Source organism: Paraburkholderia sp. (assembly GCF_035656215.1).
Lineage (GTDB): Bacteria > Pseudomonadota > Gammaproteobacteria > Burkholderiales > Burkholderiaceae > Paraburkholderia.
In genome coordinates this window covers 1-12,451 of sequence record NZ_DASRSY010000471.1, presented here as the reverse complement: position 1 = coordinate 12,451, position 12,451 = coordinate 1, and the positions used below count along the sequence as shown (strand labels likewise).

At 61.5% G+C, this 12,451-nt stretch carries 11 protein-coding genes; 4 read left to right on the top strand and 7 right to left on the bottom strand.

Going from position 1 to position 12,451, the window contains the following annotated elements; genetic code table 11:
- Positions 1–528 precede the first annotated feature (528 nt).
- The 4 genes from VFE81_RS27765 to prpR form a co-directional block, all read right to left on the bottom strand.
- Complete coding sequence (locus VFE81_RS27765; protein ID WP_325047643.1) at positions 529–1,026, bottom strand: hypothetical protein; 498 nt, start codon at positions 1,024–1,026, stop codon at positions 529–531.
- Positions 1,027–1,398: 372 nt separating this feature from the next.
- Positions 1,399–2,991 (bottom strand): alkyl hydroperoxide reductase subunit F, encoded by a 1,593-nt coding sequence (gene ahpF, locus VFE81_RS27760; protein ID WP_325047642.1) that lies wholly within the window; start codon positions 2,989–2,991, stop codon positions 1,399–1,401.
- Positions 2,992–3,141: 150 nt separating this feature from the next.
- Positions 3,142–3,705 carry an alkyl hydroperoxide reductase subunit C gene (gene ahpC, locus VFE81_RS27755; RefSeq protein ID WP_325047641.1) on the bottom strand — a complete coding sequence of 188 codons (564 nt, stop codon included), beginning with the start codon at positions 3,703–3,705 and terminating at the stop codon, positions 3,142–3,144.
- A gap of 136 nt (positions 3,706–3,841) precedes the next feature.
- Positions 3,842–5,791: a propionate catabolism operon regulatory protein PrpR gene (gene prpR / locus VFE81_RS27750; RefSeq protein ID WP_325047645.1), complete on the bottom strand. Its 1,950-nt coding sequence runs from the start codon at positions 5,789–5,791 to the stop codon at positions 3,842–3,844.
- Positions 5,792–6,005: 214 nt separating this feature from the next.
- On the opposite strand from prpR, the gene VFE81_RS27745 reads away from it, so the two are divergent.
- The 3 genes from VFE81_RS27745 (at position 6,006) to VFE81_RS27735 (ending at position 9,236) form a co-directional block, all read left to right on the top strand.
- Positions 6,006–6,887: an isocitrate lyase/PEP mutase family protein gene (locus VFE81_RS27745; RefSeq protein WP_325047640.1), complete on the top strand. Its 882-nt coding sequence runs from the start codon at positions 6,006–6,008 to the stop codon at positions 6,885–6,887.
- A gap of 371 nt (positions 6,888–7,258) precedes the next feature.
- Entirely contained in the window at positions 7,259–8,695 is a 1,437-nt protein-coding gene (locus tag VFE81_RS27740) for an MFS transporter (RefSeq protein ID WP_325047639.1), read from the top strand.
- Positions 8,696–8,801: 106 nt separating this feature from the next.
- A complete protein-coding gene (locus VFE81_RS27735) occupies positions 8,802–9,236 on the top strand; it encodes a GNAT family N-acetyltransferase (protein WP_325047638.1) in 435 nt (144 codons plus the stop codon).
- Between the two features lie 114 nt (positions 9,237–9,350).
- Here the strand turns inward: VFE81_RS27735 and VFE81_RS27730 are convergent, their stop codons facing one another.
- The gene (locus tag VFE81_RS27730) at positions 9,351–10,220 is read right to left on the bottom strand and encodes a 2OG-Fe(II) oxygenase (protein WP_325047637.1); all 870 of its coding nucleotides are present in this window, start codon (positions 10,218–10,220) and stop codon (positions 9,351–9,353) included.
- A gap of 378 nt (positions 10,221–10,598) precedes the next feature.
- Here VFE81_RS27730 and VFE81_RS27725 point away from each other — a divergent pair, with 378 nt between their 5' ends.
- Positions 10,599–10,820 carry a hypothetical protein gene (locus VFE81_RS27725; RefSeq protein WP_325047636.1) on the top strand — a complete coding sequence of 74 codons (222 nt, stop codon included), beginning with the start codon at positions 10,599–10,601 and terminating at the stop codon, positions 10,818–10,820.
- 8 nt (positions 10,821–10,828) lie between these two features.
- Here VFE81_RS27725 and VFE81_RS27720 read toward each other — a convergent pair whose 3' ends face one another.
- Complete coding sequence (locus tag VFE81_RS27720) at positions 10,829–11,707, bottom strand: 2OG-Fe(II) oxygenase (protein ID WP_325047635.1); 879 nt, start codon at positions 11,705–11,707, stop codon at positions 10,829–10,831.
- Positions 11,708–11,807: 100 nt separating this feature from the next.
- On the bottom strand, positions 11,808–12,287 hold the full coding sequence (locus VFE81_RS27715) for a nuclear transport factor 2 family protein (protein WP_325047634.1): 480 nt from the start codon (positions 12,285–12,287) through the stop codon (positions 11,808–11,810).
- Between the last annotated feature and the right edge of the window lie 164 nt (positions 12,288–12,451).

Here is a 12,451-nt window from a genome sequence, read left to right as displayed (position 1 = left end):
AGCGTTTGCCGTCGACCCACCGAGCGGGGGCCGCTTGCGATGTTGCCATTGTCTCCTCCTTTTTTATGTCGCCTGGTATCCGCAAGCCTTGGGCTTGCCAGCCAGTACGCATGTCGGCGGGACCTTGCCCGACTCCCAGATTTATATGGCCTGACGGGCGCGATAGCCAAGGAATTGACCTAGGTAGGAGACTCCAAACGAAGGGGTCGTTGGTGTGGCATTCGGGCTGGGCTTCGAGCGGGTGAATGAAACGGGTGTTTGGGACGCAGCGAACGCTGTCCGAGAGCTGCAGCGCCGCCTTGGGCTCCGCCTACTGCCGCGCGTCACGTCGTCGGCCACTTGACCGCGGTTAGTCAAATTCATATAATCAAAGCTCAAAACTACGTACGAGCGGGTGTGAAAAACGTAGCGCCACCCGGGTCACCGGGTTCCACCTGGAGTGGAAATTTCGCCGCAAGGTGAATAGAGAATCCCGCATGCGACGGCTGCCGAAAGGCAGCCGTTGGTTTTTGTGGCCCGCCATTTCGGCTAGGGGCGAATCTTGCGCCCCTCATAGGTTGCCCGCAGCAGGGTTTTGAACGCGACCTTTTTCGCTTGCCGCTGACGTTTCGTCAGCGCTTTTTCGAGAAGATAGGCGGACTGAACTCGCAGAATCAGACGCTGCTTTCTCGCCCTATCTTTTTCCACCTCAAAGAACACGGCGTATAACGACGTGGTGCCATCGGCATTCGTCCTTTGCAGCGTCATGAAATTCGGCTGCTGCTCGTCAGCAACAACAATGGGACGCTCGCCAAGCGTCATGACCAAATCCCGCAGCAGGTGCTTCGACAGTTCGTAGCGCCCCGGATCGAGAACGCGTTGCTCACGACCATCATCGTATATTTCGACGACCGGAATTTCAGTGCGTGCTCGTCCGTCCCGCGCAAAACTACGGGAAAAACAGTGGCACAAAAACATCACGAGTACAGTTACCACGGAGCTCAGACCAAGGTCGCATTTAAAGGCGAATGAATCGAGATGACTCAAGTCCCATGTCGTCCCCTGATGAACACCGGGTTGAAAGCAGTGAGTTGCGTATTCTGGTGATTCAAAACTCGTACTTCACACTTCGGCATAGACAATCGACGGTTCTGGATCGATCAATATTCTACGTTTGTCGAAGTCGTTCGTTTTCCGAAATAACACTGTCGAATGGCATAGGAACTTTGGCTTTCATCACAACACTCTGAAAACCTCTGAGAAAGGAAATTCCCTCGGAATTTTGGGTCAGATTTTCCTGACAGACCGGCGCCCCAGCCTTCACTCAGCCTAAACAAAGTCCGCTCAAAGCTGGCCCGGTCTCGCCCAAAAAAAACGGCGGCCCGAAGGCCGCCATCCGCTACTAAAAAAACAAAAATATCAAACTGCTACTTCCGCTTCAGCTTCGCTCAGCACTTCGTCTACATCGCTGTTACGGATCAGATGGTCAAACGCGGAGAGCGATGCCTTCGCGCCCTCGCCCACCGCAATCACGATCTGCTTGAACGGGACCGTGGTCACGTCGCCGGCAGCGAACACGCCCGGCACCGAGGTCGCGCCGCGTGCATCGACGACGATCTCACCGTGCTTCGACAACTCGACCGTGCCCTTCAGCCATTCGGTGTTCGGCACGAGACCGATCTGCACAAATACGCCTTCGAGTTCGATGTTCTTCGTTTCTTCCGAGCGCAGATCCTTGTAGACCAGACCGTTGACCTTCTTGCCGTCGCCGGTGATTTCCGTGGTCTGTGCCTGCGTGACGATCGTGACGTTGGCGAGGCTGCGCAGCTTGCGTTGCAGCACTTCGTCAGCACGCAGTTGCGCGCCGAATTCGAACAGCGTCACTTCGCGCACGATACCCGCGAGGTCGATCGCCGCTTCGACGCCCGAGTTGCCGCCGCCAATTACCGCAACGCGCTTGCCCTTGAACAGCGGACCGTCGCAGTGCGGGCAGTACGCCACGCCATGATTGCGATATTCGCGTTCGCCCGGCACATTGATTTCGCGCCAGCGGGCACCGGTTGCGAGAATGATGGTCTTCGCCTTCAGTACCGCGCCGTTCGCCAGACGCACTTCGTTAATGCGGCCCGGGATCAGCGCTTCAGCGCGCTGCACGTCCATGATGTCGACTTCATAGCTCTTCACATGCTGTTCGAGCGCAGTAGCGAACTTCGGTCCTTCCGTTTCAGTCACCGAGACAAAGTTCTCGATCGCCAGCGTATCCAGCACCTGGCCGCCGAAGCGTTCCGCCACGACACCCGTCGCAATGCCCTTGCGCGCCGAGTAAATCGCCGCAGCCGCGCCCGCAGGGCCGCCGCCGACGATCAGCGTATCGAACACCGGCTTCTTTTCCAGTTCCCTGGCCGCACGCGCACCGGCATTGGTGTCGAGCTTCGCGAGGATTTCCTTCACGCCGCTGCGGCCCTGGCCGAACACTTCGCCATTCATGAACATGGTCGGTACCGCCATGATCTGGCGCGCTTCGACTTCGTTCTGGAACAGCGCACCGTCAATCGCCACGTGGCGGATGCGCGGGTTGATCAGCGCCATCACATTCAGTGCCTGGACAACTTCCGGGCAGTTCTGGCATGACAGCGAAAAATACGTTTCGAATTGATAGTCGCCGTCGAGACTGCGGATCTGTTCGATCACCGCATCGTCGAGTTTGACCGGATGGCCGCCGACCTGCAAAAGCGCGAGGACGAGCGACGTGAATTCATGCCCCATCGGAATACCGGCGAAACGGATGCCCGTCTCCTTGCCCGGTTCGCCAATCGAAAACGACGGCTTGCGCTCTTCGTCGCCGCGACGCTCGATCACGGTGACGCGTTCCGACAACGTCGCGATATCGCTCAGCAATGCCAGCAGCTCTTGCGATTTCGCACTGTCGTCGAGCGACGCGACGATCTCGATAGGCCTGCTAACCTTTTCGAGGTAGGATTTCAACTGAGTCTTGAGATTGGCGTCCAGCATGGCTTTCGATTCCGTGACGAGGGTGTTGGGTCCCAGGTGCCGCACGCATCCGGATAGGAGGCGCGCAACCCGGGGGCGTGCGAACCGCTGTAAGAAGCGGTCCGCACAGCGGTGCGCCGTAAGGCGCTTACTGCGAGGGTCTTTTAGACCTTAGATCTTGCCGATCAGGTCGAGCGACGGGGTCAGCGTTTCTGCACCCGGCGTCCACTTGGCGGGGCACACTTCACCCGGGTGAGCCGCGATGTATTGCGCAGCCTGCACCTTGCGCAGCAGTTCGCCGGCGTCACGGCCGATGCCGTTGTCGTGCACTTCGCACAGCTTGATCTCGCCTTCGGGGTTGATCACGAAAGTGCCACGCAGCGCCAGGCCTTCTTCTTCGATCAGCACGTCGAAGTTGCGCGAGATGGCCAGGGTCGGGTCAGCGATCATCGGGTACTTGATCTTCTGGATCGTGTCCGACGTGTCGTGCCATGCCTTGTGCGTGAAGTGCGTATCGGTCGACACGCTGTAGATTTCAACGCCGAGCTTTTGGAATTCGGCGTAACGATCGGCCAGGTCACCCAGTTCGGTCGGGCAAACAAACGTGAAGTCAGCCGGATAGAAAACGAAAACCGACCACTTGCCCTTCAGGCTTTCTTCAGTGACGGTCACGAAATCGCCCTTGTGATAAGCCTGTGCCTTGAACGGTTTGACTTGACTATTGATGATCGGCATTTACTGAGTCCTCTTTCTGAGTGGTTGGAAAGTGGAGTCAGTATGTCAGACGACGCTTAATAGGTAAAGCGGATTGTTTTAATGGTAGTGATAGTCACACGCTATTTGCCGACCTACCGGCGACTATTGCGCCGGATCAGTCTTTCATGAGCCGCCAAAGGGTGGTGCGGCCGATTCCCAACGCCCGGCTTGCAGCAGCGCGGTTACCGCCGGCGTGCTCGAGGGCGCGTATCGCGTCCTCGCGGGTGGGTGACGCGCGGGGGGGAACATCGCCGGTGCCGGGGGGCACTGCGGCAGACGCTTTCAAGGCCGCCGCCTGCTGCATCCGGCCGAATTCCGGAAACACCGTCTGCAGATCCTGCCCGCTCTCTCCGGCCGAATCGCTCAGATAAATCGCGGCGCGCGCCAGCAGATTTTCCAGCTCCCGCACATTGCCGGGCCATGCATAGTGCTCGAACAAGGGCGTGAGGAATACCAGCACCCGCTCGAACGCGGCGCCCGACAGCCCATATTGGAGCGCGCCGCGGTTCAACAAGTGCCGTGCCAGTTGCGCGACATCGCTACGTCTTTCGCGCAGCGGCGGCAATTCTATCTGAAGCAGGTTGAGACGAAAATACAAATCCGCGCGAAACACGCCCTGCTCGACCAGCGCGTGCAAATCGCGATGCGTGGCGGCGATCACCCGCACATCGACGGGAGTCGCGCGCCCGGAGCCGAGCTTCATGACTTCGCGCTCCTGCAATACCCGCAATAGCCGGCTTTGCAGCGCCGCCGGCATCTCGCCGATTTCGTCGAGAAAGATCGTCCCGGTGTGGGCGATTTCGAAGAGGCCCGGCTTGCCGCCACGCCGCGCGCCGGTGAACGCGCCTTCCTCATGACCGAACAGTTCGCTTTCGATCAGCCCTTCGGGCAGCGCCGCGCAGTTGAAGGCGACAAACGGATTGCCACGCCGCCGGCTGGCATTGTGAATGCCCTGCGCGACCAGTTCCTTGCCGGTGCCGCTTTCGCCGCTCAACAGCACGGTGGCGTCGTGAGCCGCGCCTGCGCGTGCGAGCCGCCGCACCCGTTCGAGCGCCGCCGAGTTGCCGACCAGATCGTCCAGATGATGCCGCGCGACCAGATGCTTCGGCCGCTGGCTGGTACGCAGCGAGCGGTCGATCCGCTGCGCGACCAGCGCGTCCTGCACCGTGACCACCGAGCCCGAACGCCAGCCCTGCTCGACGATCGGCACACAGTTGACGATCAGCGCACGGCCGCCGATCTGCTCGATACGTTCCTCGACGGGCATGTCATGCTCGAGCGTTTCGCGCAGCAACGGGCCGACGGCGCGCGTCAATTGCGCCGGGACATCCTGTTCGCGGTCGAGGCCAAGCAGATCGAGCATCGCCGGATTGACCGCTTCGAGCCGACCGGCGTCGTCGAAGGCGGCTACACCGTCGCGCAAATGAGCGACGATCGTGTTCAGGCGCACCCGCTTCGATTCCTTCTGGCGGCTCACGCGCGCCAGCTCGACCGAGCGCTCGAACGCTTCTTCGACCGCGCCCAGCGAGTATAGAAAGACGCTCTCCAGACCCGCTTGCTGGGCGAAATCGCAGGCCATGCCGGGGCCGATGATCGCGCTGCAGCCCTCTGCCGCGAGATTGGCGACCGCGAGCCGCACTTCGTCGATCGAGCGGTAGGCGCGCTGTTTCAGGCCGATGTTCAGCCACGCGCTCAGGTCCGCGAGTTCGTGCGAGATGGTTTCATGCAGGACCAGGCCAATCTGCGCGCCGGGCCAGGTCGTCGTGGCGCGGGTGATCGCGCTCAACACGTCGAAACCGTTCACCTTGACCATCACCACCGGCACGCTCAGGTTGTCGCGCAGGTAGGCGCCGTTCGATCCGGCTGCCAGCACGACATCGACCGAACCGGCGTCCACATAGGCCTGCAAAGCCGTGACGGCCGCGCCGTAACCCTCCCGGACCGAAAAGAACCTGGCCCGCTCGGTGTAACGAGGCGCGACTGTCTCGCAAATCGATTGCAAGCGGCTGATACTGACCAATGCAACGCCCGGGCGCCCGGAATTGGGATTGGCAAGGGACGACATGAAAGTGGACACTGCGACGCTCCGCTCGTAGCTGGAACGTTCCATGAAACGTTTCATGGAACACAGCGGTATTCTGCCATGAACCGCGCCGCCCGCGATTTCTGGCTAAGCTGCTGATTGCTCGGCACAAATCCTGAGAGCCGGCGAATGGCATGCTTCCTGCACTTTCGGTTCAGCGTTCTATCGCCCACTTCCTATCTGGAGACACATCACCATGAGCACTTCCGCTAATCGCCGCGCCGCGTTCCGCGCCAAAGTCAATCAACGCCAGGGCCTGCTCGTGCCGGGCGCCTTCAACGCGATGAGCGCGCGCGTGATTGAAGACGCCGGCTTCGAGGCGATCTACATTACGGGCGCAGGCGTCACCAACATGTCGCTCGGGCTGCCCGATCTCGGCTTCATTGGCTTGGCCGAAGTCGCCGAGCATTGCGCGCGGATTCGCGACGCGGTCGCGCTGCCGCTGATCGTCGATGCCGACACCGGCTTCGGCAATGCATTGAACGTGCGCCAGACCGTGCGCGTGCTCGAGCGCAGCGGCGCCGACGTGATCCAGTTCGAAGACCAGGTCATGCCGAAGAAATGCGGCCACTTCGCCGGCAAGGAAGTGGTCAGCGCCAGCGAAATGGTCGGCAAGATCCGCGCGGCCGTCGACGCCCGCGAAGACGGCAACCTGCAGATCATGGCGCGCACCGATTCGGCTGCGGTTCACGGCATCGAAGACGCGATCGAACGCGGCCATCGCTTCATCGAGGCCGGGGCCGACATTCTGTTTATCGAAGCGACTGAATCGCTTGCCGACATCGAACGTTTGCCGTCGCTGTTCGACAAGCCGCAATTGATCAATATCGTGATCGGCGGCAAGACACCGGTGCAATCGCGTGAAGCGCTCGCCAAGCTCGGCTACGGCATCGTTTTGTATGCGAACGCGGCGCTGCAAGGCGCGGTGCTCGGCATGCAACGCGCGCTCGGCACGTTGAAGAGCAATGGCCGCCTCGACGAAGACGCCACCCTGGTCGCACCGTTCAGCGAACGCCAGCGCCTTGTGAACAAGCCGCTGTACGACAAGCTCGATCGCGAATACGCGGCAAAGGACTGAGCGGCGGGGGAAAGCTGTGTTTCCGGTGCGGCACTTTGCACCGGTGTCGTCGCGTGCCGTCGGGTTCCGCTGAGAATGTCGCCATATGCGGTCGTGCGTAGCGGCGTGTGGCCGCGTGCGGTTGCTGTTGCCGCCGTACTTCGTCGAGTGCTGTCATATACCACTGCATGCCACCGTGCGTTGGCGCGCGCCGCTGCCTGCCGCGAATTGTTGCGTTACGATGCAGGGTTGGCGGCTGGAGGTGACGGCTTAAACACGCTTTCGAAAGGTAGTCGCAAGAACATGAAGTCAAAACAATCGCGCGGGATATATCGGCACGCTACAGGCGTCATCGAATACACAAGCAACGGCAAGGTGGCGAGGACGGTGCAATGACCGCTGGCGCACGCAACTCGCATATCGGCTGGCTGCCGTATATCGTCGCAGCCACCTTCTTCATGGAGTATCTCGACACCACGGTGATCGCCACTGCCTTACCGCAGATGGCGCACTCGTTCGGCGTCGGGCCGAACAGCCTGAGCCTCGGCATGACGGCTTACATGCTGGCGCTGGCGATTTTCATCCCGGTGAGCGGCTGGGTCGCCGACCGCTGCGGCTCGCGCACGGTGTTCTTCAGCGCGATCGGCGTGTTCACGGTGGCTTCGGTGTTGTGCGGCTTGTCGCAGAACGTGACCGAATTCACGGCCGCGCGACTGCTGCAAGGCATGGGCGGCGCGATGATGGTGCCGGTGGGCCGTCTAATCGTGGTCCGCAACACGGAGAAGAGCCGCATGATGCAGGCGATCTCGACCATCACATGGCCGGCGATTGCCGCGCCGGTAGTCGGGCCGCCGGTGGGTGGCTTCATCACCACCTATGCGTCCTGGCGCTGGATCTTTCTGCTAAACGTGCCGTTCGGTCTCGCTGCAATGGCCGTTGCGCTCGCGCTGGTGCCGAACCTGCGTGGCACCGAACGCAAGCCGCTCGACGTCGTCGGCCTCCTGCTGAGCGCCACGACGTTGACGGCGATCCTGTACGGCGCGGAACTGGCGAGCCAGCCCGGCGAGAATCCCTGGGTGGCGGGCGCGTTCATCGTCGGCGGATTATTGATGGGCGTGGTGGCCTTCCAGCATGCGAAGCGTCACCCGCATCCGCTAATCGACGTCTCCACGCTGAAAATTCCGACTTTTTCCGTGACGGTGATAACCGGCTCGTTCACCCGCATCGGCATTGGCGCGGTGCCCTATCTGATGCCGTTGCTGTTCCAGGTCGGCTTCGGGTTGTCGGCGTTCAAGTCGGGGCTTTTGTTACTGGCCAGCGCGCTGGGCAATCTCGGCATGAAGGCGCTGACCACCCGCATCTTGCAACGCTACGGTTTCCGGATGGTGTCGATTATCGACGTAACGGTGGCCGGCGTATTCATCATTGCCTGCGGGCTGTTGACACCGAATGTACCGCTCGCGCTGGTTCTGCTGGTTGTGTTCATTTACGGCGTGGCGCGCTCGATGCAATTCTCGACGCTTGCCACCCTCGCCTACGCCGATGTCGCACAGCCGCAGATGAGCGCGGCGAGCACGCTATGGAGCGCCGCCGCCCAGATGACGATCGGTTTAGGCATTGCCTTCGGCGCCGTCTCGCTGCGCGCAGCCGCGGTCTTCAATGGTGAGACGACCGGGCGTGTTTTCACGCTGGACGATTTCCGCCTGGCGTTTCTGTTTGCCGGTGTGGTGACGCTGGTGTCCGTGATCGGCTACCTGGGTCTCGCACGCGACGCCGGACAGAGCATCGGCGGCGGTTCGCGCGGGCTCGAGGACCCGGCAAAGAGCTGAGCGCGACGCGGGCTGGATGTAAGAGTTTGACGCTGGCGTTGCAGCAGCGGTGCCCAACCGGCGCCGCATCCTTTGATTGCTTAACCAGAACAGGCGGAGACACGCGGTGCAAGCCAACGAGCTGACGATTTCGAGCAACAAGGCCGACCTCGACATAGAGATGATCTACGCGTTCCTGTCGCAGGAAACGGCATGGGCGAAGGGCATGCCGCGCGAGACGTTCGACCGGGCAATAGCGGGGTCGCTATGTTTCGGCGCGTATATCGAAGACAAGCAAATCGCGTTTGTGCGCCTGATAACGGACCAGGCGACGTTCGCCTACCTGTGCGATGTATTCGTGCTGCCGGCGTACCGCGGCAAGGGATACGCGTCAGCGTTGATGACGCACGTATTCGCCAGCCCATCTCTGACCGGCTTGCGCAGAATCGTGCTGGTGACTACAGACGCTCACCACGTCTACAAACCGCACGGCTTCAAGGAACTGACGACGCCGGAGCGCTATATGGAACTGCACAACCCGGACGTCTATAGGACGGCTTGAGGGGGGCGCGGGCAGCGGGTGGCTGGGGCCGCTCGTTGGCGACAGATGAAGCGTGGGATTGGCGAACGGGGCACCGGTGTGCCAGATCGAGCAGATTCTGGCACACCGGCCGCACTACGCAAAAACGCTTTCCCTGACCCACTTGGTCATGATCCACTTCTCGCCTTCCAGAACAGGCGCTCCTCCATGCAAGCTCAAAGGATCGAGCTGTCGCGCCCCGTTCATGTAGCGAAAATAGACAGCGCCACCCCGCTTCGGCGCGACCGACACGCCAGCATCGGGGAAAAAAGTCTCCCCTCCAGCGACCACGTCGTTGAGATACACAACCAGCGTGGCAACCCGCTGGCCGCCGCGAGTCATATGCACGGCACTCCCCGTCTGCGACGGCGGAAAATAATCGAAGTGTGCCCGGTATTCGGCCCCAACCCCGTACCTCAGCACCTGCAAGCCTTCACCGTTATCAACCGGGCAGTTCATCAAGCTGGCAAAGCGCTTTTCGAGCCGTTCGAGGAAAGGGTCCGCACCTCGGTGATACCAGGCACCTTCGCTGGTGCGATTGGGGATCACGTCATTCGACCCGTTCTCAGGATTGACGGTAGTGGACCGTTTGAGCAACGGACGCGACCGTTCGATCATCTCCGCACACTCTTCGTCCGACATCACGTCGGCGAATGCGACGATCTGCGGTCGCTCGCAGCGCATGAGTACCTTGACGTCGCGATCATAGGCACGAATCACATTGCCTGCCGCGACCGGCACCGGATCGTAGCGGTACTCACCCGCGGCCGCCTCGACACCGCATGGCGCGACCGCAAGGGCCGCACGAGCCGTCCCGGCAGCCTCGAACGAAGCGTTCACCGTGGCTCGCGCGAGTTCCGACTCGAAGCCGGCGCCCACCATGGCATCCACCAACGCCGCAGGGCTAAAGCCGCGCTCGACATGACTGCTCAACCAGGTTTTCACGGCATCATTTACGACATGCATACGTCTCATCCCACATCCGGAGTTCGCTCGCTCAGCGCACGCGGACCGGGCGCGCGGCCAATCGGGCGATGCTGACGAAAGCAAAGGATGATAGGTGGCCGCCCCGTCGCATTTCACACGACGATTCGGAACTAGCCCCTGGCTGAAACGCATTCAACGTCGGATTCGACGCATCGCGAATTACGAAATATCCTACCCGCGCGCGTGGGCGGACAGGATGTAGCTGATCGCCGGCAGCCATTGCAACACTGTCATCGGCGCGCCACGTTGGACGGGTACTTTCCTGCGACAACATAACCCGTCCCGACCCAATGCCACAGCCTTCCGTGCGCAACAACGACAGCGGCAGCCACAACCGCACCACAAAAGGCGACCGCCTTGCTTAAAGCGCGTATGGATGCGGTGTCCGCGCTGGTCGCGACCCTGGGTGTGGCCGGCAGCATGGCGGGTATGCCGATGCTCGACCACGTGGCAGGCGCGGCAATCGGCCTGATGATCATGCGCATGGGGTGCGTCAGCGCGCGCAGCGCATTCCAGCAACTGTCAGCTGGCTCAGACGGCACGGCAGGGAAAACCGCCGCAGGTCACGCGGCCGAATAGCACGCGCCTTAGCCGTAGGCCCGCTCGCGCATCCACTTCGTCATGATCCATTTGTCACCGCCGAGCACCGGCGCGCCGCCGTGCAAGGTCAGCGGATCGAGTTGACGCTGGCCGTTCATATAGCGGAAATACACCGCGCCACCTTGCCTCGCCGCGACTGACATGCCCGCTTCAGGGAAAATCGTTTCGCCGCCGTCGGGTACGTCGTTCAGATAGATCACCAAGGTCGCCACCCGTTGGCCGCCTTGGGCGGTATGCACCGCGCTGCCGGCCTGATCGGGCGGGAAGTAGTCGAAATGCGGACGATATTCGCCGGTCGTCCCGTAATGCAGAATCTGCAAGCCTTCGCCGTTTTCAACCGGCCAGTTCATCAGGCCAGATATGCGACGGTCCATCTGTTCGATGAACGCGTCTTCGCCGCGCTGGTACCAGATGCCTTCGCTGGTACGGTTGCGGATCACGTCTTCCTTGCCGGTGACGGGGTTGACCGTGGTGGAGCGTTTCAACCGATGACGCGAGCGTTCGATCATCTCGTTGCACTCGTCAGGCGACAGCACATCCGCGAACACGATCACTTGCGGCCGCTCGCAGCGCATCAACACGCGGACGTCGCGATCGTAGGCACGGATCACATTGCCGCGCGCAACGGGCGGGTCGTCGTACTGGTACGTTTGCGGCACGGCTTTTGTCAGCGCCGCCTCGGTCGCTGCCGGCGAAGAGACCGCTGCGTCCGCCGGGCTCATATCAAACGCCTTGTGCACTTCCGCGCGCGCGGCTTCCGTGGCGAAACCCGCTTGCACCATCGCGTCGATCATCGAGTCGATGCTGCAACCGCGCGCGACATTGCTGCTCAGCCATGCTTCCCATGACGCATCCACCACCGTCATACCGCTCCCCGCTTGTCCATGTCACGAAATACTGCATCAACTGGCCGGCTCATAGCAAGACTGACTGTATGACGCCGGGCTGACCTGCCGGGCTGACCTGTTACGCGCGGCGCTGCCTGCGTCGATAGAGGTCGAGTCCTTTTCTCGCCTGCGCGCTGATAGCGCGCTGCACGAATGGTGTCCAGCCGAGCAGCGCACCTTTGATCCCTAAAGCCTGACGGGCCCAGCTCCAAAGGTCGAAGGTATCGCGATGTTCGGCGATGCGGCCTTCGCGAAACACGAAACGCGCATCGATGCGGTTGACCACCGTACGGCTCGTCTGGCCGAATGTGTAACGGGCCACCCAGTGGGCGCGGCCGTTCAGATCGGCCGCTTCGACGTTGTCAAAGGTCAGCGAGAGATCCTGCGCACGGGCCACCAGCATGCGCCACATGTCGCGCGCCTCGTCTCCGCGCAACTCGCCAAACGCCGGATCGCTGAAGACCACATCGTCGGCATAACAGGCAGCCATTGTTTCGGCATCACGCTGCTGGAACGCGGTGTAAAAACGCTCGATCAGTTCGGTGTTGGGATGGCTCATTTTCTTGTACTTGTGCGTTGCCTGGTCGTGGAAACGGCCCGGAAAGGAGCGCGCGCCGAGGTTTGAACGCGCACGAGCAGCACAATATCGGAAAACCGGGCGGCCGGGGCGGTGAGGGCCGGCCGCGTGGCAAAGACGTTGCCGTGGCGGTCAGGACTGGCCGG